At 63.1% G+C, this 21,459-nt stretch carries 23 protein-coding genes; 9 read left to right on the top strand and 14 right to left on the bottom strand.

The window, feature by feature from the left end; genetic code table 11:
- Positions 1–45: 45 nt before the first annotated feature.
- The 6 genes from CAF78_RS20055 to CAF78_RS20080 all read right to left on the bottom strand — a co-directional run bounded on the left by CAF78_RS20055 (position 46) and on the right by CAF78_RS20080 (position 7,157).
- Positions 46–1,209 carry an acyl-CoA dehydrogenase family protein gene (locus CAF78_RS20055; RefSeq protein ID WP_085677038.1) on the bottom strand — a complete coding sequence of 388 codons (1,164 nt, stop codon included), beginning with the start codon at positions 1,207–1,209 and terminating at the stop codon, positions 46–48.
- A 15-nt stretch (positions 1,210–1,224) separates the two neighbouring features.
- Positions 1,225–2,772, bottom strand: coding sequence for an AMP-binding protein (locus CAF78_RS20060; RefSeq protein ID WP_085677039.1), 1,548 nt, complete (start codon positions 2,770–2,772; stop codon positions 1,225–1,227).
- A 126-nt stretch (positions 2,773–2,898) separates the two neighbouring features.
- On the bottom strand, positions 2,899–4,422 hold the full coding sequence (gene hutH / locus CAF78_RS20065; RefSeq protein ID WP_085677040.1) for a histidine ammonia-lyase: 1,524 nt from the start codon (positions 4,420–4,422) through the stop codon (positions 2,899–2,901).
- Positions 4,423–4,434: 12 nt separating this feature from the next.
- Entirely contained in the window at positions 4,435–5,268 is an 834-nt protein-coding gene (locus CAF78_RS20070) for a glycine betaine/L-proline ABC transporter ATP-binding protein (RefSeq protein ID WP_085677041.1), read from the bottom strand.
- Positions 5,265–6,116, bottom strand: coding sequence for a proline/glycine betaine ABC transporter permease (locus CAF78_RS20075; RefSeq protein WP_085677042.1), 852 nt, complete (start codon positions 6,114–6,116; stop codon positions 5,265–5,267). Before CAF78_RS20075 ends, CAF78_RS20070 begins: the two co-directional genes overlap by 4 nt.
- Positions 6,117–6,191: 75 nt before the next feature.
- Positions 6,192–7,157 carry an ABC transporter substrate-binding protein gene (locus CAF78_RS20080; RefSeq protein ID WP_085677043.1) on the bottom strand — a complete coding sequence of 322 codons (966 nt, stop codon included), beginning with the start codon at positions 7,155–7,157 and terminating at the stop codon, positions 6,192–6,194.
- A gap of 174 nt (positions 7,158–7,331) precedes the next feature.
- On the opposite strand from CAF78_RS20080, the gene CAF78_RS20085 reads away from it, so the two are divergent.
- The 4 genes from CAF78_RS20085 to CAF78_RS20100 all read left to right on the top strand — a co-directional run bounded on the left by CAF78_RS20085 (position 7,332) and on the right by CAF78_RS20100 (position 10,754).
- On the top strand, positions 7,332–8,246 hold the full coding sequence (locus CAF78_RS20085; RefSeq protein WP_085677044.1) for a LysR family transcriptional regulator: 915 nt from the start codon (positions 7,332–7,334) through the stop codon (positions 8,244–8,246).
- Positions 8,247–8,446: 200 nt separating this feature from the next.
- Positions 8,447–9,142 carry a 3-oxoacid CoA-transferase subunit A gene (locus CAF78_RS20090; protein ID WP_060507494.1) on the top strand — a complete coding sequence of 232 codons (696 nt, stop codon included), beginning with the start codon at positions 8,447–8,449 and terminating at the stop codon, positions 9,140–9,142.
- A gap of 8 nt (positions 9,143–9,150) precedes the next feature.
- Positions 9,151–9,792 carry a 3-oxoacid CoA-transferase subunit B gene (locus tag CAF78_RS20095; protein ID WP_085677045.1) on the top strand — a complete coding sequence of 214 codons (642 nt, stop codon included), beginning with the start codon at positions 9,151–9,153 and terminating at the stop codon, positions 9,790–9,792.
- Positions 9,793–9,899: 107 nt separating this feature from the next.
- Positions 9,900–10,754 carry a LysR family transcriptional regulator gene (locus CAF78_RS20100; protein ID WP_085677046.1) on the top strand — a complete coding sequence of 285 codons (855 nt, stop codon included), beginning with the start codon at positions 9,900–9,902 and terminating at the stop codon, positions 10,752–10,754.
- Here the strand turns inward: CAF78_RS20100 and CAF78_RS20105 are convergent.
- The 4 genes from CAF78_RS20105 to CAF78_RS20120 all read right to left on the bottom strand — a co-directional run bounded on the left by CAF78_RS20105 (position 10,751) and on the right by CAF78_RS20120 (position 14,042).
- On the bottom strand, positions 10,751–12,130 hold the full coding sequence (locus CAF78_RS20105) for a HAMP domain-containing sensor histidine kinase (RefSeq protein ID WP_085677047.1): 1,380 nt from the start codon (positions 12,128–12,130) through the stop codon (positions 10,751–10,753). The genes CAF78_RS20100 and CAF78_RS20105 overlap by 4 nt on opposite strands.
- The gene (locus CAF78_RS20110) at positions 12,106–12,771 is read right to left on the bottom strand and encodes a response regulator (RefSeq protein ID WP_085677048.1); all 666 of its coding nucleotides are present in this window, start codon (positions 12,769–12,771) and stop codon (positions 12,106–12,108) included. Before CAF78_RS20110 ends, CAF78_RS20105 begins: the two co-directional genes overlap by 25 nt.
- A 78-nt stretch (positions 12,772–12,849) precedes the next feature.
- Entirely contained in the window at positions 12,850–13,260 is a 411-nt protein-coding gene (locus CAF78_RS20115) for a hypothetical protein (protein WP_085677049.1), read from the bottom strand.
- A 17-nt stretch (positions 13,261–13,277) separates the two neighbouring features.
- On the bottom strand, positions 13,278–14,042 hold the full coding sequence (locus CAF78_RS20120; protein ID WP_085677050.1) for a hypothetical protein: 765 nt from the start codon (positions 14,040–14,042) through the stop codon (positions 13,278–13,280).
- A 179-nt stretch (positions 14,043–14,221) separates the two neighbouring features.
- Here CAF78_RS20120 and CAF78_RS20125 point away from each other — a divergent pair, with 179 nt between their 5' ends.
- Positions 14,222–15,199, top strand: coding sequence for a LysR family transcriptional regulator (locus CAF78_RS20125; protein ID WP_085677051.1), 978 nt, complete (start codon positions 14,222–14,224; stop codon positions 15,197–15,199).
- Positions 15,200–15,219: 20 nt separating this feature from the next.
- On the opposite strand, the gene CAF78_RS20130 is transcribed toward CAF78_RS20125, so the two are convergent.
- Entirely contained in the window at positions 15,220–15,681 is a 462-nt protein-coding gene (locus tag CAF78_RS20130; protein WP_085677052.1) for a RidA family protein, read from the bottom strand.
- Positions 15,682–15,945: 264 nt separating this feature from the next.
- On the opposite strand from CAF78_RS20130, the gene CAF78_RS20135 reads away from it, so the two are divergent.
- Both CAF78_RS20135 and CAF78_RS20140 read left to right on the top strand, forming a co-directional pair.
- Positions 15,946–16,632 carry a hydrolase gene (locus CAF78_RS20135; RefSeq protein WP_085677053.1) on the top strand — a complete coding sequence of 229 codons (687 nt, stop codon included), beginning with the start codon at positions 15,946–15,948 and terminating at the stop codon, positions 16,630–16,632.
- 174 nt (positions 16,633–16,806) lie between these two features.
- Positions 16,807–17,193 (top strand): AraC family transcriptional regulator, encoded by a 387-nt coding sequence (locus CAF78_RS20140; RefSeq protein ID WP_085677054.1) that lies wholly within the window; start codon positions 16,807–16,809, stop codon positions 17,191–17,193.
- Positions 17,194–17,228: 35 nt separating this feature from the next.
- Here the strand turns inward: CAF78_RS20140 and CAF78_RS20145 are convergent, their stop codons facing one another.
- Positions 17,229–18,179 (bottom strand): GlxA family transcriptional regulator, encoded by a 951-nt coding sequence (locus CAF78_RS20145; protein WP_085677055.1) that lies wholly within the window; start codon positions 18,177–18,179, stop codon positions 17,229–17,231.
- Between the two features lie 106 nt (positions 18,180–18,285).
- Between CAF78_RS20145 and CAF78_RS20150 the strand changes: the two genes are divergently transcribed.
- Positions 18,286–19,083 (top strand): SDR family oxidoreductase, encoded by a 798-nt coding sequence (locus CAF78_RS20150; RefSeq protein WP_085677056.1) that lies wholly within the window; start codon positions 18,286–18,288, stop codon positions 19,081–19,083.
- Between the two features lie 133 nt (positions 19,084–19,216).
- Positions 19,217–20,224, top strand: coding sequence for a zinc-binding alcohol dehydrogenase family protein (locus tag CAF78_RS20155; RefSeq protein ID WP_085677057.1), 1,008 nt, complete (start codon positions 19,217–19,219; stop codon positions 20,222–20,224).
- A 53-nt stretch (positions 20,225–20,277) separates the two neighbouring features.
- Here the strand turns inward: CAF78_RS20155 and CAF78_RS20160 are convergent, their stop codons facing one another.
- Both CAF78_RS20160 and CAF78_RS20165 read right to left on the bottom strand, forming a co-directional pair.
- Positions 20,278–20,994: an IclR family transcriptional regulator gene (locus CAF78_RS20160; RefSeq protein ID WP_085677058.1), complete on the bottom strand. Its 717-nt coding sequence runs from the start codon at positions 20,992–20,994 to the stop codon at positions 20,278–20,280.
- Between the two features lie 197 nt (positions 20,995–21,191).
- Positions 21,192–21,459 (bottom strand): thiamine pyrophosphate-dependent enzyme (locus CAF78_RS20165; RefSeq protein WP_256573940.1); only part of this gene is annotated, 268 nt, incomplete at its 5' end.

Consider the following 21,459-nt stretch of genomic DNA (forward strand, 5'->3'; position numbering starts at 1 on the left):
TGTTGTGGGGTGTTGCCAGCAGGCCGCCGCAACGGCGGCCCACGGTCAGGCAGGCATCAGCACGCCTTTGGCGATGGTGTTGCGCTGGATCTCGCTGGTGCCGGTGAGGATACGCATCATCCGCGTGGCGCGGAAAATCCATTCCACCGGGTGGCCTTGCAGCAACCCGGCACCGCCGTGCACCTGCACCGCTTTGTCGGCGATGCGGAAGGCGGTCTCGGAGACGAACAGCTTGCACATCGGCGCCTGGGTGCGGATATCGCCTCCGGCGTCGTTCACCTGCGCCGTGGCATACACCATGCTGCGCGCAGCGTGCAGCTCGGTGGCCATGTCGGCGATCATGTGGTTGACTGCCTGGAACATGGCGATGGGTTGCCCAAACTGCTTGCGGCTGCGCGCATGCTCGATTGACAAATCAAGGGCCAGGCCGGCCATGCCCAGCAGCGTAGGGCAATGCAGCAGGCGATTGAGGGTAATGCGCCCCATGGCCAGTTTGAAACCCTGCCCTTGTTCACCGATCAGGTTGGCCGCCGGCACCCGCACCTCATCGAGCACGATGTCACCATGTGCACCGCCACCGGACATCACCGAATAGTCGCTCTCGATTCGTATACCTGGGGCCGTGAGGTCGACGAAGAATGCGGAAATGCCCTGGGCGCCCTGCCCTGGCCCGGTCACCGCCAGCAGGACCGCCAGGTCCGCGTAGGTAGCGCCGGAGATGTAACGCTTGCTGCCACTGAGCACGAAATGATCACCCTCGCGGCGTGCCTGGGTGCGAATGGCGGTCGCATCCGAACCGGCCTCGGCTTCGGTCAAGGCAAAGCACACGGCTTTTTCGGCATGGCACACGGGCTTGAGAAAGGTCTCGACCTGATACGGGTTGGCCACCTTGAACAGGTGGCCAACCCGCGGCGGCCCCGACAGCTCGCCCAGCACATGCGGCGCGAGCATGGAGCCTGTGAGCACCGTGGCCTCCTTCACCGCACACAGGTCTGCCACGTTCAGGCCAGCTCCCCCCATGCTTTCAGGTAGCATGACGGTGTACAGGCCTTGCTCGCTGGAGCGCTTCCACACCTGCCGCAGCAGCGCCTGTGGGTGCGGGCGAGCCCAGTCCAGCTGGGCCTGCTGCTCCAGCGGTCGAACCTGATCGCGGACGAAGCCTTCGATGGCTTCGATGATCTGCGCAGCCTTTGCACTTGGTTGATACATGGTAATGCTCCCTGGTCAGATTCGACGTTCGCTGTGTTGCCAGTAGGTGTCCCGGACCAGGCGGCGCACCACCTTGCCATTGGGGTTTTTCGGCAGCTCGCTGACAAAGTCGACGCCGCGCGGTTTCTTGAAACCGGCCAGCGCACGGCCGCAACGCTCAATCAGTTCGCCAGCCTCCAACTGCGCCCCAGGCTTGAGCACCACCACTGCGTGCACCGCTTCGCCCCACTGCGTATCGGGCACGCCGACCACCGCCACCTCGAAGACTTCGGGGAAGCCGTAGATCACCTGCTCCACCTCGCTGGGGTACACGTTGAACCCACCAGAAATGATCATTTCCTTCTTGCGGTCGACGATGAATACGTAACCCTGCGCATCGACCGTTGCCAGGTCTCCGGTAAGGTAATAGCCGTCACGCATGACTTCGGCGGTGAGTTCTGGAGCGCGCCAGTAGCCCTGCATGATGTCTGGCCCCTTGACCACGATCTCGCCGACCTCGCCGGGCGCCACATCCTCGAACGCCTCATTGACCACCCGCAGGTCCGTCTCGAAATAGCACCGCCCACAGGAGGCCAGACGCTGATAGTCGCCGTCTTCTACCAGGTGATCTTGCTCGGTCAGCACCGTCACCAGCGAGCACGTCTCACCGGCGCCGTATCCTTGCGCGAGTATCGGCCCGAACAGTTCGATGGCTTTTTTCACCAGGGCCGGCGCCATGGGTGCGGCGCCATACATGACCAGCTTCAGGCTGGACAGGTCGAAGCGCTCGACGCCAGGGTAATTGACCAGCCGGTTGATCATTGCCGGCACCAGGAAAAGCCGCGTCACCCGTTCGCGCTGGATGGTCTCGAGCAACAGGCGATCGTCGTAACGGTCCAGCAGCAGGTTGCAGGCACCCACTGCCAGCAACGGCATGATCTGCATGCCGCTGGCATGGGTGATGGGCCCGACGTGGGCCATGACGTCGCCCGGCCCGGAGCGCCGCGTGGGGCTGGCGATACTTTTTCGCACCAGCGCCTTGCGGTTGCCGAACGAAAGCATGGCAGCCTTGAGCACGCCGGAACTGCCGGAGGTGTAGTGCAACACAGCCAGCGCGTCGTCAGCCGGATCCAGGCGCAGCGGTGCTTCACTGCCGCGCTCAAGCAGCGCGGCATAGCCCAGGTCACCGCCCTCGCCCTCCAACACGATCACCTGGCGCAGCAGCGGCAGCTCCGCACGCCGCGTGGCCAGCGCCTGGGCGAAGCTGGCGTCGGTGATCACGACAACACTGCAGGAGTCTTCCAGCACCCGCACCACTTCATCCAGTGACAGCCGCGCATTGATCGGTATCTTGACCATCGCCGCCTTGTACAGCGCCACTTCCGCTTCTACCAGCTCCACGCGATTGGCGGCAAGGATCGCCACGTGCTCGCCGACGGCCACGCCCAACGTACCCAGCCCTGAGGCCAGGCAGTTGCTGCGGCGTTCCAGCTGGGCGTAGGTCATACGTGTCCGGCTGTCCGCCACGGCGATGTGATCCGGCCAATAGCGGGCACTGCGGGTAATGATCGTTCCAAGGTTCACGTTGTTGTTCTCGTCGACAGGAAGACATCGACGATGCTAAACAGCCGTGCGCAGTCAGATGAAATACAAGATTCAGATGCCGGCCATAGCGTTATTAGCTGGCATGGCGCTCGGCCGAGACACCGGTCACAGCAAGCCAGGGAATGCCGCACCCAGCATGCCCGGATCCTTCAGGATCGATGCACTGCTGACGATATCCGGGGCCAGCCAACGGTCCTGGGCATAGGCCGGGACGCGTTCGCGCAACAACCGCCAGGCAACCTGGGTACCTGCGCCAAAGCGCTGCTCCTTGAGGAACTCGAAGGCCTGGGCCGCCAACAGGTATTCGATGGCGAGGATCTGCGTGCAGTTCTCCAGCGCACGGTGCAGCTTCAACCCGGCATTGGTGCCCATGCTCAGATGGTCCTCCTGCAGGCCGGAGGTGACGTAGTTGTCGATGACCGCCGGCTGTGCCAGCTGGCGGTTTTCCGCACACAGTGAAGCGGCTACGTACTGGACGATCATCATGCCCGAGTTCACCCCCGGCTGGCTGACCAGGAAGGCCGGCAGGCCGCTGACCAACGGGTTGATCAGGCGATCGAGACGGCGCTCGGCAATCGCCCCGATCTCGGCCACTGCAATGGCCAGCAAGTCGGCCGCCATGGCCACGGACTGGCCGTGCGGGTTGGCCTGGGACACCACCCGATAGGACTCGGGTGTACCCAGCAACATCGGGTTGTCGGTGGTGGAGTTGAGTTCGGTTTCGATCTGCCGCGCCGCGTGTGCCAGCTGATCGCGCGCGGCGCCATGAACCTGCGGGATCGAGCGAATGCTCAAGGCGTCCTGGGTGCGAATGCCATGGCTGCTGGCAATGACTTCGCTGCCGTCGAGCAGGCGGCGCAAGTTGCTGCCCACACGCTGCATGCCGGGGTGTGGCTTCAGCGCGATGATTTCAGGGTCGAAGGCATCGAGCTGGCCACGCAGGGCCTCGAAGCTCATGGCGCCGATGACGTCCGCCCATTGGCTCAAGCGCGTGGCGTCGTCCAGGGCCAGGCAGCTCAGGCCGGTCATGCACGGGGTACCGTTGACCAGGCACAGGCCATCCTTGGCCCCCAGCCTGAGCGGTGCCAGGCCGACCGCGTCCAGGGCCTGTTGCGCCGGCACGATCTGGCCGCGGTAGCTGACCTCGCCGACGCCCAGCAGGCTGATGCTGATATGCGCCATGTGGGTCAGGTACCCCACCGACCCCTGTTGCGGAACCTGCGGGGTGATGTGCTGGTTGAGCAGGGTCAGCAGCGCCTCGACCACCTTGCGCTGAAGGCCGGAGCGGCCCTGGCAGAAATTGATGATCGCCGCGCACATGATCGCCCGGGTCTGTTCGTCCGACAGCGCCGTACCTACGCCACAGGCATGGCTGAGCAAGGTGTTGTGCGACAGCTGGCTGAGTTGTTCGTCCTGCAACGAGACATTGCACAAGGCGCCAAGCCCGGTGTTGACGCCATAGGCGCGTTCACCGCTGGACACGATGCGCTGGACGATCGCCTGGGCGTTCTCGATCCGCGCCCAGGCCGATGGGGCCAGCTCAAGCTTCGCCCCGTGCCGCGCCACGGCCACCACGTCCTGCCAGCGAACAGGTGCGTCGGCGATGATGATTTTTTCGGCTAACGACATACACGCGGTTCCTTAAAGCGAAGCTACGCGGCGCTGCACGAAACGGTCCACGTATTCGTCCGCAGGCTGGTAGAGGATTTCTTTCGGCGTGCCGACCTGGATCAGGCGGCCGTCCTTGAGAATGGCAATCCGGTTGCCGATTCGCACCGCTTCGTCCAGGTCGTGGGTGATGAAGACGATGGTCTTGTGCAAGGTCTTCTGCAGCTCCAGCAACTGGTCCTGCATTTCGGCGCGAATCAACGGGTCGAGGGCGCTGAAGGCTTCGTCCATGAGGATGATGTCGGTGTCGGCAGCCAAGGCACGGGCCAGGCCCACGCGCTGGCGCATGCCGCCCGACAACTGGTGCGGGTAGGATTTTTCATAGCCCTTCAGGCCCACGGTGTTGATCCAGTGCAGGGCGCGCTCGGTGCACGTGGCCTTGCTCTCGCCACGGACTTTCAGGCCATAGGCGACGTTGTCCAGCACGCTGCGGTGCGGCAACAGGCCGAAGCTCTGGAACACCATGCTGATCTTGTGCCGGCGAAATTCGCGCAGGGCCTGCAGGTCGTATTGCAGGATGTCTTCGCCATCGACCAGGATCTCGCCGCTGGTCGGGTCGATCAGGCGGTTGAAGTGACGCACCAGGGTCGACTTGCCCGAGCCCGACAGCCCCATGATCACGAAGATCTCACCACTGCCGATGGTCAACGACAGATCGTTGACCCCGACCACGCAGCCGGTTTCGGCCAGGACCTGGTCCTTGGCTTTGTGCTGGCGGATCAGTTGCAGGGCATCTTCGGCGCGCGCACCGAAGATCTTGAACACATGCTTGACTTCGATCTTGTTCATCATCTGCTTCGCGCTCATTTGCCCACCCCATGCCGGGACCGGCCGTAGGCCTGGGTAATGCGGTCGATCACGACCGCCAGGATCACAATGGCCAGGCCCGCTTCGAGGCCGCGGCCCACGTTCAGGGTCTGGATGCCGACCAAAACGTCTTCACCCAGGCCCCGGGCACCGATCATCGACGCGATGACCACCATCGACAGGGCCATCATGGTGGTCTGGTTGATACCGGCCATGATGCTCGGCAACGCCAGTGGCAGCTGCACGCCGAACAGTTGCTGCAGGCGGTTGGCACCAAAGGCATTGATCGCCTCCATCACCTCGCCATCCACCTGGCGAATGCCCAGGTCGGTCAGGCGAATCAGCGGCGGCGCGGCATAGATGACGGTGGCAAAGATCGCCGGCACCTTGCCCAGGCCGAACAGCATCAGTACCGGGATCAGGTACACGAAGCTGGGCATGGTCTGCATGATGTCGAGCAGCGGCATCAACACCGCCCGCAGCCGATCGTTGCGCGCCGAGAGGATGCCCAGCGGAATGCCGACCAGCACCGATATCAGCGTGGCGACCAGCATCAGCGCCAGGGTCTGCATCAGCTTGTCCCACAGGCCTACCGCACCGACCAGGAACAGCAAGCCGACGATCACCGCCGTGGTCGCGACCTTGCGGGTGGCATGCCAGGCAACACCCGCGACGATGGCCAGCATCAGCCACCAGGGTGTGGCGCGCAGCAGCCCTTCGAGGTTGACGATGGCCCACAACAGGGTGTCGGAAATGTGCCGGAACACGTCACCGTAGTTGCTGACAAGCGCATCGACCCAGCCATTGACCCAGTCGGCAATGGAAAACGTGAAGTTCTTGGGAAACATGGAATTCTCTCGAGCAAGTGCATGAAGCGCACTGGCGTGTGGCACGCCCGGCAGGCGCCGGGCATGCCCGCACGCTCAAAGTGCCGCGTCTACCTTTTTGGCTGCGTCTTCGCTGACCCAGCCGTGCCAGACTTCGGGGTGCTCCTTGAGGAACAACCTGGCCAGGTCCGGCGACTCGATTCGCTCTTTGCTCATGCGCGCCAGGTTCTGGTTGAGCAGATCGATCGGCAGGTTGATCTTTTCCAGCACCGCCACCAGCTCGGGGGCCTGCTCGTGGAAGGCCTTCGACACACCCACCTTGATGGTCACGGATTTGTCCACGCCTGGCTCGTCCAGCTTGACCAGGTCGGCCTGGCCCATCAGCGGCGTCGGCGACCAGTAGTAGAACAGGATCGGCTCGCCACGCTTGTAGCTCGACAGGACGGCGGCATCCAGTGCCGGGCCGGTGCCCGGGCGGAAGTTGGTGTAGGTGTTTTCCAGGCCGTAGCGCTTGAGCATTTCGCTGTTGTCCAGCTCGCAGGTCCAGCCGGCCGGGCAATTGTAGAAGCGCCCCTTGTCCGGCTCTTCCGGGTCCTTGAAGACCTGGGCGTATTGCCCCAGGTCGGCGATGCCCTTGAGGTTCGGTGCCTTGGCTTCGAGCTTGCGCTTGGCATCGCCTTCGATCACATAACGCGGCACATACCAGCCTTCGACCGCGCCAACGACCGGCGCGCCGACGCCGACGACCTTGCCGGCCGCCGCCGCCTTGTTCCAGACCTCGCTGCGCCCTACCCACTCTTCGGCAAATACCTGGATGTCGTTGCTGCTCAGGGCGTTTTCCATGGAGATGGAGTTACCCGGCAAGCTGTCGGTCTCACAGCCATAACCATTCTTCAGCACGAACTGCATCACATCAGTGAGCAGCATCCCGCTTTCCCAGTTCAAACCGGCAAATTTCACCGCTTTGCCCGACTCACACCAGTCGGCCGCCTGGCTGGCGCCAGCCGACGCCAGCAGCCCGAGAGAAAGTGTCGTGGTCAGCAGAGCCTTTGTAATTGTCATTGTGACGCTCCCAAACAAGAACATTGATTGCAGTAGTCGAGGGCATCCGGCCCAGAGAGGGACGCCAGACTGGCTGACGAGCCTTGCCATGGAGAGCACTGCGCGGGTGAAATATTTCACAATGTAAAAACAGGATAAAATAATAAGTCCTGATGCATCACAACGGAAAAACCTATGAAGTTCACCCTGCGGCAACTTCGCTATGCCCTCGCAGCGGCCAAGCACGGCAACCTGACCACGGCGGCCATGGAGCTTCATGTTTCCCAACCCTCCATCTCGGCGGCCATCACCGAACTGGAGGAGGTGCTGGGGCAATCGATTTTCATCCGCCAACGGGGCCTTGGCATCTCGCTGACCCCCTTCGGCCGTACCGTCATGGTCCAGGCCCGCCGCGTGCTGGCAGAGGCGCAGACCTTTGCCGAGATCCATGCCAATGCAGGCGAGTGTGTCGGCGAACTGGTGGTCGGCTGTTTCGAGGACCTGGCGCCCTATTGCCTGCCACAAATCGTGCGACGGCTGCAGGCGGCCTACCCCAAAGTCACTGTCGATATGCGCGATGGCAGCTTCGAGTACGTTGGCAAGCGGCTGAGTGAGGGGGCGATAGAGCTGGCGATCACCTACGACCTGGGTTTGCCGCCGAACACCCAATGCACTCAGCTGTGCCAGCTGACCGCTCAGGTACTGCTGGCGGCCGATCACCCCTTGGCCAGGGAGCCTCGTGTCAGCCTCAAGGCGCTCGCCGAATACACCCTGGTGGTCACCGACCAGGTTCACAGCTGGCAACATGTGCTGGACCTGTTCAGCTTCTACGACCTTTCACCCGCCGCAGTGCACCGGGTGCGCACGTTCGAACTGCAGCGCAGCCTGGTCGCCAATGGCTTTGGCGTGGCGCTGATCTACACCCGACCCTTTGGTGACCGCAGTTATGACGGTCAAGCGCTGGTCTGTCGCCCGACCGAGGAGAAACTGCCCACCCACAGCATCGTGCTGGCGCATGACCAGCGCTATCCGCTGACGCCTTCGGCCGAGGCGTTCAAGGAGCTGGCGGTGGCCTGGTTCGCGGAACGACCGTCGTTTGCATCCGAGTGATCGCACGCGATCTGAGCCGCTCATAAATCGCACAACAGTTCGGTAATCGCACAAATTCAGCTCCGCCCTCTCTACTGTTGCCCAGTCTTGCGGCACGCTATAGGCAAGTCAGCACACCACTCAAAGCGCTGAATGGCCCCGCCGCGTCAGCACGCGGCCAGGTCGACAATCCATACTCCAGGAAGAACCAGGAGCTCGCTGTGATCAATAAAACGTTTGAGTCCATCGCCAGCGCGGTGGAAGGGATTACCGACGGTTCGACCATCATGGTCGGCGGTTTCGGCACTGCCGGCATGCCCTCCGAGCTCATCGATGGGCTGATCGCCACCGGTGCCCGCGACCTGACCATCATCAGCAACAACGCCGGCAACGGCGAGATCGGCCTGGCCGCTCTGCTGATGGCCGGCAGCGTGCGCAAGGTCATCTGCTCCTTCCCGCGCCAGTCTGACTCCTACGTCTTCGACGAACTGTACCGGGCCGGCAAGATCGAACTGGAAGTCGTGCCGCAGGGCAACCTGGCCGAACGTATCCGCGCTGCGGGTTCGGGCATCGGTGCGTTCTTCTCGCCGACCGGCTACGGCACCCTGCTGGCCGAAGGCAAGGAAACCCGTGAGATCGATGGCCGCCAGTACGTGCTGGAAATGCCGCTGCACGCCGATTTCGCGCTGATCAAGGCGCACAAGGGTGACCGCTGGGGCAACCTGGTCTACCGCAAGGCTGCGCGCAACTTCGGCCCGATCATGGCCATGGCCGCCAAGACCGCCATCGCCCAGGTCGACCAGATTGTCGAACTCGGTGAGCTGGACCCGGAACACATCATCACCCCGGGTATTTTCGTCCAGCGCGTGGTCGCCGTTTCCGGCGCTGCCGCTTCTTCGATCGCCAACGCTGTCTGAGGCCTGCCATGACCATCACCAAAAAGCTCTCCCGCACCGAGATGGCCCAACGCGTGGCCGCGGACATCCAGGAAGGCGCCTACGTCAACCTGGGCATCGGCGCACCGACCCTGGTGGCCAACTACCTGGGCGACAAGGAAGTGTTCCTGCACAGCGAAAACGGCCTGCTGGGCATGGGCCCAAGCCCCGCGCCAGGCGAGGAAGACGATGACCTGATCAACGCCGGCAAGCAGCACGTGACCCTGCTCACCGGCGGTGCCTACTTCCACCACGCCGACTCGTTCTCGATGATGCGTGGCGGCCACCTGGACATCGCCGTACTGGGCGCCTTCCAGGTGTCGGTCAAGGGCGACCTGGCCAACTGGCACACCGGCGCCGAAGGTTCGATCCCCGCCGTGGGCGGCGCGATGGACCTGGCCACGGGTGCCCGCCAGGTGTTCGTGATGATGGACCACCTGACCAAGTCCGGCGAAAGCAAGCTGGTGCCCGAGTGCACCTACCCGCTGACCGGCATCGGTTGCGTCAGCCGTATCTACACCGACCTGGCCGTGCTGGAAGTCACCGCCGATGGCCTGAAAGTGGTCGAGATCTGCGCTGACATCGACTTCGACGAATTGCAGAAGCTCAGTGGCGTGCCGCTGATCAAGTGATCCTGCCCGAACGCAGCGGCCGCAAGGCCGCTCTTGCTTCATGCTTGCCTCGCACTTTGATGGGATCGATACTCCTGGCACACCGTCCATGGCTTTGATCGATACCCATGCGCTACTCTCCTGAAGCCCTCGTCGCTTTTGTCGAGGCCTCCGCCCTCGGCTCTTTCTCCGCCGCCGCACGCAAGCTGCGCAAGAGCCAGTCGACCATCAGCATCGCCATCGCCAACTTCGAGGCCGATATCGGTTGCCCGCTGTTCGACCGCACCGGCCGCCACCCCACGCTCAATGCCGCCGGCCATCAGGTGCTGAAACACGTTGAAGCGATTCTCGATGCCAGCGCCAGGCTGGATGCTCTGGCCGTGCGCCTGGCCGAGCATGTCGAGCCGCTGGTGTCGGTGGTGATGTCCGACAGCTACAGCGTGACCTTCCAGGGCGCCGCAATGGGCCGTTTCGCCGAGCATTACCCGCACACCGAGCTGCGCTGCGGCCCCTCCGAGGACGCCGACGTGATCGACCTGGTGCAGCAAGGCCTGGCGCACATCGGCATCCTCGCCGCACAGGGCCGTTACCCGGCGGATGTCAGTGTGGCGCGGCTGCCCGAGCAAGCGGAGTTCTGCCTCTATGCCAGCAGCGAACATCCGCTGGCCAAGCTGCCGGCGCTGCAGCCGGAACACCTGGAGCACGAACGTCAGCTGTACATCAAGACCTACGCCCCGAGCCTGCCCCATGGCCATGGCCAGGCCTGGTCGGCACCGGACTACCTGACCTTGCTGGAGTTCGCCGTGCGCGGCTTCGGCTGGGCCGAACTGCCCAAGGCGCTGGTGGCGCGCTTCGGCAGTGGCCTGGTGGAATTGCCCATGGCCGGCTACCCACGGCGGGTGGCCATGGATGTGGCCTGGTCGCGCCAGCGGGCGCTGGGGCCCGCAGGGCAATGGTTGGTAGGGCAGTTGCTGGGGCGTTAGACGAGCTCGCCCTGCCCTGCCTGTGCTTCGCGCCGGGCCTGCCAGCGCAAGCACACGCGCCAGCCCAACTGCGTTGCCTCATCAGCGTACCCCACCGTCACCTCCCCGCCAGAACGCTGGACGATGGTACGCACGATCGACAGCCCCAGGCCGGAGCCTTCCCCGACCTGTTGATTACCCCGATAGAAGGGATCGAATACTCGCTCCCAGTCCTGCGGTGGAACACCAGGGCCATCATCACGCACACACAGCGCTATCCATCCGGCGCTGTGCTGCGCTTGCAGGTCGACATGCCCACCCACCGGCGCGTGGCGGATGGCGTTCTCCACCAGGTTCTTGATCACGGTGCGCAGTTCCACTTCCTGCATCGGCAACAGCGCATCGTCACCTTCCAGGCCAATGTCCAGCTGCTTCTGCTCTGCCAACGGCATCAAGTCCTCCAGCACCAGGCGGCAAGTTTCATGCAGCGACACCGACCCTGGCGACGCCTCGGCCAGTTGCGCGCTGGCCAATGCCAGCAGCTGCTCGACCAGCTTGCGACTCCTGCCGATACCGCGGCGCAGCTTGGCCACTTGCAGCCAGGCACGCTCCGACATGGCTTCGTGTTCAAGGCCCTCCGCCTGCAACGACAGTGCGGTGAGGGGGGTGCGCAGCTCATGGGCTGCATCGGCAACAAAGCGCTTCTGGCCTTCAAGGGTGCGCGAAACACGCCCCAGCAGCCGGTTTATCGCCTGTACGAACGGGCGTATTTCGGTCGCCAGCAGGCGCTCATCGATCGGGCGCAGGTCCTGATCGTCGCGGGTATCGAGCATGGCCGCCAAGGTCGCGACCGGCCTGAACAGCTCGCGGATCAGGTTGGCCACCACCAGCAGCAAAATCGGGAAGAGGATGGCAAACGGCAACAGCGCACGCCACGCACTTTTGCGTGCATCGCGATTGCGGCTGTCGATCTCCTGCACCACGGCAAAGCGCCTGCCAGAGGTGTCGGTACTGACCAGCACACGAAAAGGTTCATTGCCCACCACCACCGTCGACAGGCCATTGGCCACCGAGCCCGGAATCGGCAGTGGCAGCTGGCTGTCATCGGCATGGCTGACGGACTGGCCATCGGCCAGGTACTGGATGACGATACGGGTTTCTTCGTCGTCCGCGGCCGCAGGCTGCGCGCTGCCTGAGTAATGAAATGCCAGGCCCTGGCGCAGGTACAGCGCGGCCACCTGGTGCAGGCTGTTGTCTTGCAGGTCGAGCGCTTCATCGTAGGCGGTGAAGTAGCTGAAGGCCCCACTCACGGTCGCCACCAGCAGGATCGCGACCGACAGCGCCACCGACAGGCGCAGTTGCAGCGACTGCTTCAGGCGTGTTTTGAGACCATCCATCCCAGCCCCCTGATATTGCGAATCACGTCCTTGCCCAGCTTGCGGCGCAGCGCATGGATGATGAACTCCACGGCGTTGCTTTCTACCTCGTTGCCCCACCCGTAGATGCGGTCTTCCAGTTCGCTGCGCGAGAGGATGGCCCCAGGGCGCACCAGCAACGCCTGGAGCAAGGCAAACTCGCGGTTGGAAAGCTGCACGGGTTGCTGATCGAGCACGCGTGCGCATTTGCTGACCGGGTCCAGGCTCAGCGTTCCATTGCCCAGCTCAGGGGCCGCGCGCCCGCCCTTGCGGCGCATGACCGCGCGCATCCTGGCGAGCAGTTCAGCCATCTCGAAGGGTTTTTGCAGAAAGTCATCCGCTCCGCCATCCAGCCCGCACACCCGGTCATCGAGCCCCGAGCGTGCGGTGATGATCAGCAGCGGCACCGGGTTGTCCGCTGCACGCAGACGTTGCAGCACCTGCAAACCGTCCTGCCCGGGCAACCCGAGGTCGAGCAGTACCTGGTCGTAAAGCTGGGTACGCAGGGCCGCTTCGGCCGCCAGGCCATCCGCCACCCAATCCACGGCGTACCCCGCCTCGCCCAGCGCGTCCTGCAGCGCCTGGGCGATCATGCCGTCATCCTCGACCAGTAGAACCCGCATGGCCTTCCCCGATGTGAACCTGTGCAGGCAACAATAGCCCGAGCGGCCGGCGACCGATAGGTATCGCCGCGCCTCGCTTCAGCCCTGCCCCTGCAGGGTGTCGAATGCCTTCAGCAGGTCGGTCATGGCCGCCTTGCATTGGCCTTGTTGTGGCTGGCTGGCCCGCAGCGCATCCAGAGCGTGGTCGATCGCCTTGTCCAGCACATGCCAGTCGCTGGCGGCGCGCGGCTTGATCCCGGCCTCGGCGTCGTCCCAGGTCTTTTCCAGGTCCCTGATACGTGCCTTGGCCCCGGGCAGGTCCTGGGCATCCACCTTGGCGGCGACATCCACGGCAATGGCGCGGAATGCGCTGAGGTCGCCCAGCTTGGTCGGGGCATGGATGCCTGCGGCCTGTGGCGGCTCGTCCTGTTTGGAACAGCCTTGGGTTACCAGCAATGCGCTGGCGACACAGGCGATGGCCAGGGTTTTGATCAGCGTGTTGGAGATCATGGAGTACTACCTCGCTATCAAGGGGTAAGTCGTTTCGATTGGCCGGCAGCGAACTGGGCAACGCAGACCAGAATGAAAATGACGCACAGGAAAATCGCACTGGTCCAGGTCGCCCCCATGCCGAGGCCACCGTAATCACGGGATTGGGTAAGCAGGTCCCCCAGCGAGGCGCCGAGCGGGCGGGTCAGGATGTAGGCCAGCCAGAACACCAGCACCGTGCTGGCGCCCAGGCGCCAGGCAAGCAGGCAGGCGCCGATCAGCGCGGCGAAGATGACGCAACCGAAACTGAAGCCAAGCCCCAGTGCCTCGGTCGCCAGATCACCCCCTGCAGTGCCCAGGGCGAAGGTGCACAGGACGGTGGCCCAATAGAAACCTTCACGCCGGGCGGTGACGATGTCGCGAATCGACAGGTTGCGCTCCACGGCGTACCAGACCGCGAAATTGACCACCAGCAACGCCGAGAAAAATGCCGTGCTGGCGTACAGGCTGATGTCCAGTTCGTCAGTCAGGATGTCGGTTATCTGGGTACCCAGGATGCTGACCAGTACCACGCAGAGCCAGTAGATCCAGGGTTCGCAGCTGCGCTTGCGCATTTGCAGGGTCAACGCGCCAGCCAGCAGCACCGCCATCACCGCGCTGGTGATGGCAAGGCCCCAGCCGACGTCGACGGCGAGAAAGTCGGCGAAGGTCTCGCCGACCGTGGTGGACATGATCTTGATGATCCAGAAGGACAGCGTCACTTCCGGTACCTTGTTGAGCCAACCTCTGCTGGCAGTCTTCATGGGTGTACCTCCTCCGCCCCGTCAGGGGTTTTGCCGGGGAGGTTACGGATGAAAACTTAGATGAGACTGAGGGGCATGCCGTCGGCCTGCATCGGTTTGAGAAAGCGGCGGCCAGCGCCGCCTTGGCTCACCTGGCCCCTTCTCGTATGATCGGCCCATCCTGATCTGGAACGCGTCATGTGAAGTCGTTACCCGAAAGCGCTGCAACTGGCCCGGCCGCCGGCAAGAACATCAAATGGGACGTGAGCGAGGCAGCCAACCAGCTGTCCTGGGACGACCTGCGCATCATCAAGACGCTCAGTGACTGCGGCAACCGCGCGGCCACGGCCAAGAAGCTCGGCATCAACGTGTCCACCGTGTCCCGCCGGGTCTCGCACTTAGAAAAAGCACTGGGCGTGGCGCTGTTCGATCACCGCAAGTCAGGCTATCTGCTCACCCTCGAAGGCGCGGAATTGCGTGCCCTGGCCGAGCGCGTGGAGCTGGACATCGTCAGCGTGACGCGGCGTGTCTCACGGGCCGGCCAGGGGCCTCTGGGCAAGCTTCGCATCACCACCAGCGACTCCCTGCTGCTGTACTTCCTCACCCCCATCATCGCCGATTTCAAAGCCCTGAACGAAGGGATCAGCATCGAGGTCCTGGTAGGCAACGAATCACTGAGCCTTGCCCGGGACGAGTCGGATATCGCGGTTCGAGCGACCAGGAAACCTGCCGAGAGCCTGGTGGGTCGCAAGCTGGCTGTGATCGCCTGGGCCCCTTACGGCAGCAGCAGCCACCTGACGCCGGCTCCGCTGTTCACCGAAGGCCAGGCGTGGGTTTCCTATTCCGCCGCGCTGCGAGGGCTGAAAGCGACGAGCTACGTCGAGAGCAGGGTCGCTGCCGAGTGCATTGCGTACCGTACCGATTCGGTCGCAGCCGCCAGCGTCGCCATCGCGGCAGGCCTGGGGGTGGGTTATCTGCCCTGCATGCTGGGCGATATCACGCCTGGGCTGGAACGCGTCGGCCCGGTGGTGCCGGAGCTTCAGGATGAACTGTGGCTGCTGACGCACCAGGACATCCGCAAGTCGTGGCGGGTCAAGGCCTTCATGACGTTCTGTGCAGCCGCCGTTGCCAACCAGAAGGCGTTGATCGAGGGCCAGCTGGAACTCCCGGTCACGTAGCACGAAACCGGGAGTGCAGGTCACACGGCCCGTGCGCCAAGCACCGCCTTGCAGGTGATTTCGATCAGCTGAGGGCGCTGGGCAAGCCGCGAGACGCCAATGATGTTACTGGCGCATTGGGGCCGCTCGGTGCCGTACGCGGCCTTGCGCACCTTGCCGACCACGGCGAAGGCCGCGTCCATGTCCAGTACGTAGAGCGTTTCTTCCACCACATCTTCAAGCGTTGCGCCATACAGCGCGAGCAGCTTGGAAATATTGTCGTAGGCGGCGCGCATCTGCTCGCCCATCGAAGAGAAATCGCAGGGTATCCCGTCTCGATCCAAGGGTGCAGGCGCAACCAGATTGCCCTCCTCGTCATGATTGAATTGGCCCGACACATAGATCTCGTTGCCTACCCGCCGTGCCTGCGGATACCCGTAAGTCTTCTCCCACGGAACGCCCCAATAGGCGGTTTGTTTGTGGTGCGGTTGTGAAGCTGCCATTGCATTCTCCTGGCGCAAACCGGATCCGGTAGATCCGCGTTAGCGTGCGAATCCTAGCAGCACGATGAGCAATCCGCCGGCGCATGAATGCGCCTTCAGAAGCGCAAAAGTGCGCCACCGCTTCGCCCTGCAATTGGCTATCTTGTGCTCGGACTCAAGCAACGGACATCGCCGAGGACGTCACCCAGAGCCTCGGCACAGCCTGCACAAACCAGGCGCCGTGACTTGTGCGATGACCATCATCCAGCTGACAGGGAAACAACAATGAGCAATCCAAAAACTGAAGTCCTGACCCCGCACAACAGCCAACTGATCTTCATCGATCAGCAGCCGCAGATGGCCTTCGGCGTTCAGAGCATCGATCGCCAGACGCTGAAGAACAACACCGTAGGCCTGGCCAAAGCTGCCAGGATCTTCAATGTCCCCACCACCATCACCACGGTCGAGACTGAAAGCTTCTCGGGGCACACCTACCCTGAGCTGCTCGCCGTCTTCCCCGATGCACCGCTGCTGGAGCGCACCTCCATGAACTCCTGGGATGACCAGAAGGTGCGAGACGCGCTGAAGAAGAACGGTCGCAACAAGATCATTGTGTCCGGCCTGTGGACCGAGGTCTGCAACACCACCTTCGCCCTCTCGGCCATGAACGATGCCGGTTACGAAATCTACATGGTTGCCGATGCCTCCGGGGGCACCACCAAGGAAGCCCACGACTACGCCATGCAGCGCATGATCCAGGCCGGCGTCATCCCGGTGACCTGGCAGCAAGTGCTGCTGGAATGGCAGCGCGACTGGAAAAACCGCGACACCTATGACGCCGTCATGGAACTGGTCAAGGAACATTCCGGTGCCTACGGCATGGGTGTCGACTACGCCTACACCATGGTGCACAAAGCGCCAGAGCGCGTACAGCACGGCCCGACCCTGGCCCCGGTCGCTGCCCCTGTCTGACCCTTGCCAGCCCCTGCACCCAGGGGCTGTTCACTGACCCGCTGATGGGTACGCCGGCTGGCTGAGCCAGGCCTTCGAATCGAGCGTTGTCGCCTGCAGCCTGCACCAAAGCTGCAGCGGCCTGCGCTGGCCGCTTGAAAGCTGCGTGCCCACTTCATTGATAAATGGATTTGTATGAACAGTGACCACTGCACGGTGCTGGCGACTGTCGCACTGAAAACCACCGGACGGCTGAAACCTTGGCAGGTCAAGACTGCCAAGCAGTTGATGCTGGACAACCTGGACACCGGCATCACCGTTACCGAGCTGGCCCAGGCCTGCGCGCTGTCGCGCAGCCATTTCACGCGCATGTTCAGGGAAACCGAACAGGTGCCCCCGCAACAGTGGATGCGTGAGCAACGGTTGAAGCGAAGCAAGGAGTTGCTGGGCGGCTCCGGAATGTTGCTGGCCGAGATCGCCCTGGAATGCGGCTTTTGTGACCAGTCTCACTTCTGCAGGACATTCGCGAAAGCCGAGGGTATGTCGCCGCTGGCGTGGCAGCAATCGGAAGCCTGCAGTTGACTTCGCAGCCCGGCTTCCCGACTAACGCAAACCCATCAGCCAGCCTCTACCCGTCGTGCATCTCTGCGCACCGCCTGCGGCGGCACGCCAAACCCACGCATGAACACCTCGCGCATATGCCGACGGTCGCGAAAGCCGGTCTCCCTGGCCACCACATCCAGGCTGTGCCGGCTCTGCTCGATCATCACCCGGGCGGCCTCCAGGCGCAGGCCTTCAACGGCCTTGGCCGGTGACTGGCCGGTTTCGGCGGTAAACACACGGGTGAATTGCCGGGGGCTCAAGTGCACCACTTCAGCCAGTTCCTCCACGCTCAGTGAGCGACTGAGGTGTTTGCGCGCATAGTCCAGCGCATGCTGGATACGGTCCGACTTGGGCGACAGCGACAGCAGCTCGGAGTGCTGGGATTGCCCGCCGGAGCGGCGCTGGTGCATGACCATCTTGTGTGCCACCGACCTGGCCAGCTCGGCGCCAAGGTCCTTTTCCACCATGCCCAGGGCCATGTCCAGGGCGGCGGTCATGCCCGCCGAGGTCCAGATCGGGCCATCGACGATGAATATCCGATCTTCTTCCACGTCTACCTGCGGGTACAGCTCACGCAGCTTGGGGGCATAGGCCCAGTGCGTGGTGGCGCGCCGGCCATCCAGCACGCCGGCCTGGGCCAGCACGAAACAGCCCGTGCACAGGCCCGCGGTGCGACGGGCGCCGTCGACGAAACCACGCACACTGGCCAGGACTGCCTCACCGGGCGGCGACAGTGGCGTCAGCGTGCCGGTGACCATCCAGGTGTCTGCAAGACCGGGCGCGCCCAGGGGCAGCGTGTCGATGTGCATGCCCAGTGAGGAGCGCACGGTACCGCCGTCGATGGAGAAGTTCTGGATCCTGTACACCGCTTCGCCCGCCGAGATGTTGGCGAATTCGAACACGGTCTGCGTCGCCAGGGACATGACCTGGAAGCCTTCGGTAAGCAGATACCCGACCCGATGCATGGTGAAGCTCCTGCGCTGGATGTCCTGAAAACTTACCATATGCGTCATTCAAGACACAACTCACGTTCTGCATCATGGCAACACACCCAAGCAATGGAGCATCACCATGACGCAGCAATTCAAAGGCACCGCGCTCATCACGGGCGCTTCCACCGGTATCGGTTCGATCTACGCAGAGCGCCTGGCCCGTCGCGGCTATGACCTGGTGCTGGTGGCTCGCAACCGGGAGCGCCTGAACGCGCTCGCCGGCCGGCTCACCAGTGAAACCCGGCAGAACGTCGAAGTGTTCCCGGCCGACCTGGGCAATGCCGACGACCTGGCCAAGGTCGAGCGCAAGCTGCGCGAGGACGCCAGCATCAGCCTGCTGGTGAACAACGCCGGCATCGGTACCCACACCACCCTGCTGGAGAGCGACGTCGAGCGCATGGCCGAGATGATCAGCCTCAACGTCACCGCCCTCACCCGCCTGACCTATGCGGCAGTGCCCGGCTTCGTTGCCCGACGCCAGGGGGCAGTGATCAACATTTCATCCGTCGTCAGCCTGGCGCCAGAGCTGCTCAACGGCGTGTACGGGGCCAGCAAGGCCTACGTCACGGCGTTCACCCAATCGCTGAACAAGGAGTTGGCCGACCAGGGCGTGCAGGTTCAGGCGGTACTGCCGGGGGCCACGGCCACCGATTTCTGGCAGATCGGCGGCTTGCCCGTGGAGAACCTCGACCCCGGCATCGTGATGTCCGCCCAGGACCTGGTGGACGGTGCGCTGCAGGACTTCGACAACGGTGTGCTGATCTCGCTGCCATCGGTGCACGACCTGCAAGCCTTCGACCACTACCAGGCCAGCCGGCAGGCGCTGTTCGGCCAGCTGTCCAACAATCAGCTCGCACCGCGCTATAGCGCCAGGTGATCTGCACCCGCATGTGGCGCTTCACGGTATTTTCACTGCCCAAGTGAAAGTGTTGCGCCATTCTGGCTGTTTATCGTTTCAATCGAAACGGATAGCCTGAGCCCACTTTTCGAATTGCCAAGAGGTAACGCCAATGAAGGCTGTCGTTTACACCCAACCCGGTTTGCCGATCCAGGCCCCACAGTCGCTGTATGACGCAGAACTGCCCAAGCCGACACCGGGCGCCCGGGACCTGCTGGTCGAAGTCAGGGCCATCGCCGTCAACCCGGTCGACACCAAGATCCGCGCCAGCCGCGGCGGTGAACAACCGCAGGTGCTGGGCTGGGATGCCGTGGGTATCGTCCGCGAGGTGGGCGAACAGGTGACGCTGTTCCAACCGGGTGATGAAGTGTTCTACGCCGGAGCCATCGACCGCCCCGGCAGCTACAGCGAATTCCATGTGGTGGACGAGCGCATCGTCGGGCACAAGCCCCGCAGCCTGGACAACGCCAGCGCCGCCGCCCTGCCCCTGACTTCCATCACCGCCTGGGAACTGCTGTTCGACCGCCTGGGCATCGAGGAAAACGGCGGCAAGGGCCAGCGCCTGCTGGTGGTCGGTGCCGCTGGCGGGGTGGGCTCGATCCTGGTCCAGCTCGCCAGCAGGCTCACCCAGCTGACGGTCATCGGTACAGCCTCACGCCCCGAAACCCAGGCGTGGGTCAAGCAGCTGGGTGCCCAGCACGTCATCGACCACACCGAATCGCTCCCGCTTCAACTGCAAGCGCTCAAGCTCGATGCGGTCGACTACGTGATCAGCCTCACCCACACCGATACCTACCTGCCGCAACTGGTGGAAGTGCTGCGCCCACAAGGCAAGCTGGCGTTGATCGACGACCCGGCGCAACTGGATGTGATGCCGCTCAAGCGCAAGTCGCTTTCGCTGCACTGGGAGCTCATGTTCACGCGTTCGCTGTACAAGACCGAGGACATGATCAAGCAGCACCAGTTGCTCGAGCGTGTGGCGCAACTGGTCGATGATGGCGTGCTCAAGACGACCCTGGGCGAACATTACGGCGCCATCAACGCCGAGCACCTCAAGCGCGCCCATGCCATGATCGAAAGTGGCAAGGCGCGCGGCAAGATCGTGCTGGAAGGCTTCTGAGCTAATGCCTGGGGCCATTCTCACAAGGAATGGCTCCAGCCATCAAAGCGTGCCTACTGGACCGATTCGGGCTCCAAAGTCGCAGGTTTGAAGCCCAAGCTGCGCATCAGATCACGTGCTGTCTCGAAAAACATCTGCTTGAGGCTTTCTGCATACTCTTCCGTCAGACGACTCGCAGGCCCTGAAATGACAAGGGCGCCCATGAGCTCCTGTTGCGCACCGTAGATGGGCAGTGCCATCGACGCCGCATGCGGGTCGGTAGCGCCTTTCGAGTAGAAAGGTTTTTGCAAGGCAATGCCGATCTGATATGGGGCGCGCAAGGCTTGTGCACCCGCTGCTTCATCCATCGGACGCATGTCACCCGGTTGCATGTTCAGACGCAGTCGGTGCGAAGAGTTAACCCGGTACTGGCACATCCGGTACGCACCGTGACGCACATAGAAGGAAGCGGTTTCACCCGACTGTTCAGCCAGATGATGCAGACGTGGCATCACATGCCGTTCGAGATCGAGCGCCTCCTGGTACACAGCGTTCAATCGCATGACTTCGCTTGCCAACTGATAGCGCCCATCCGCCATGCGCGTGATGAAACCGTGGTTTTCCAGAGACACCATCAAACGCATGATCGTGCTCTTGATGAGCCCGGTACGCTCAACCAGCTCGACCAGGCTCAGCGCAGAATCGCCTATCTGAAAAGCAGTCAGCACGGTCAAAACACGGTCTGCCGATGCCACACCATTCACCGCGGGACGCGGCCGCGCTTTCACCATTTGCAAAACCTCACACGATTGAGGCCCTCCATTCAACGCGAGGGCAGAAAAACCTCATTATCCGACAACGGTCGGCCCTCGCCAACGTAGCAAGCACCGTGGGTAAGGTAAAAAAGCCAGCAGGGCAATGTCTGCACCTGCTGGCAAGAGGTCAATCATTCTCGTAAAAGGCATAGATCAGGGCTTGTGAAGCGCCTTCATACCATCAGTGCCCGAGCCCGCAACTCGGTATTGAGAATGCGGTCGTTCTCGCTGTAGTCGACCGGGCAGTCGATCACATGTACGCCTGGGTTGGAGATGCAGTGGTCCAGCAGCGGCAGCAAGGCATCTGCGCTCTCCACGCGGTAACCGTTGGCGCCATAGGACTCGGCGTACTTGACGAAGTCCGGGTTGCCGTAGTCCAGGCCGAAATCGGTGAAGCCCATGTTGGCCTGCTTCCAGCGGATCATGCCGTAGCCGTCGTCA

The sequence above is a fragment of the Pseudomonas sp. R28(2017) genome, assembly GCF_002112505.1.
In the GTDB taxonomy this organism is placed as follows: Bacteria; Pseudomonadota; Gammaproteobacteria; order Pseudomonadales; family Pseudomonadaceae; genus Aquipseudomonas.

Bases quoted from the DNA above. Each gene is read 5' to 3' on its own strand.
- CAF78_RS20055 (WP_085677038.1), bottom strand. From the start codon at position 1,209: ATGTATCAACCAAGTGCAAAGGCTGCGCAGATCATCGAAGCCATCGAA.
- hutH (WP_085677040.1), bottom strand. From the start codon at position 4,422: ATGTCGTTAGCCGAAAAAATCATCATCGCCGACGCACCTGTTCGCTGG.
- CAF78_RS20070 (WP_085677041.1), bottom strand. From the start codon at position 5,268: ATGAGCGCGAAGCAGATGATGAACAAGATCGAAGTCAAGCATGTGTTC.
- CAF78_RS20075 (WP_085677042.1), bottom strand. From the start codon at position 6,116: ATGTTTCCCAAGAACTTCACGTTTTCCATTGCCGACTGGGTCAATGGC.
- CAF78_RS20080 (WP_085677043.1), bottom strand. From the start codon at position 7,157: ATGACAATTACAAAGGCTCTGCTGACCACGACACTTTCTCTCGGGCTG.
- CAF78_RS20085 (WP_085677044.1), top strand. From the start codon at position 7,332: ATGAAGTTCACCCTGCGGCAACTTCGCTATGCCCTCGCAGCGGCCAAG.
- CAF78_RS20095 (WP_085677045.1), top strand. From the start codon at position 9,151: ATGACCATCACCAAAAAGCTCTCCCGCACCGAGATGGCCCAACGCGTG.
- CAF78_RS20100 (WP_085677046.1), top strand. From the start codon at position 9,900: ATGCGCTACTCTCCTGAAGCCCTCGTCGCTTTTGTCGAGGCCTCCGCC.
- CAF78_RS20105 (WP_085677047.1), bottom strand. From the start codon at position 12,130: ATGGATGGTCTCAAAACACGCCTGAAGCAGTCGCTGCAACTGCGCCTG.
- CAF78_RS20110 (WP_085677048.1), bottom strand. From the start codon at position 12,771: ATGCGGGTTCTACTGGTCGAGGATGACGGCATGATCGCCCAGGCGCTG.
- CAF78_RS20115 (WP_085677049.1), bottom strand. From the start codon at position 13,260: ATGATCTCCAACACGCTGATCAAAACCCTGGCCATCGCCTGTGTCGCC.
- CAF78_RS20120 (WP_085677050.1), bottom strand. From the start codon at position 14,042: ATGAAGACTGCCAGCAGAGGTTGGCTCAACAAGGTACCGGAAGTGACG.
- CAF78_RS20130 (WP_085677052.1), bottom strand. From the start codon at position 15,681: ATGGCAGCTTCACAACCGCACCACAAACAAACCGCCTATTGGGGCGTT.
- CAF78_RS20135 (WP_085677053.1), top strand. From the start codon at position 15,946: ATGAGCAATCCAAAAACTGAAGTCCTGACCCCGCACAACAGCCAACTG.
- CAF78_RS20140 (WP_085677054.1), top strand. From the start codon at position 16,807: ATGAACAGTGACCACTGCACGGTGCTGGCGACTGTCGCACTGAAAACC.
- CAF78_RS20145 (WP_085677055.1), bottom strand. From the start codon at position 18,179: ATGCATCGGGTCGGGTATCTGCTTACCGAAGGCTTCCAGGTCATGTCC.
- CAF78_RS20150 (WP_085677056.1), top strand. From the start codon at position 18,286: ATGACGCAGCAATTCAAAGGCACCGCGCTCATCACGGGCGCTTCCACC.
- CAF78_RS20155 (WP_085677057.1), top strand. From the start codon at position 19,217: ATGAAGGCTGTCGTTTACACCCAACCCGGTTTGCCGATCCAGGCCCCA.
- CAF78_RS20160 (WP_085677058.1), bottom strand. From the start codon at position 20,994: ATGGTGAAAGCGCGGCCGCGTCCCGCGGTGAATGGTGTGGCATCGGCA.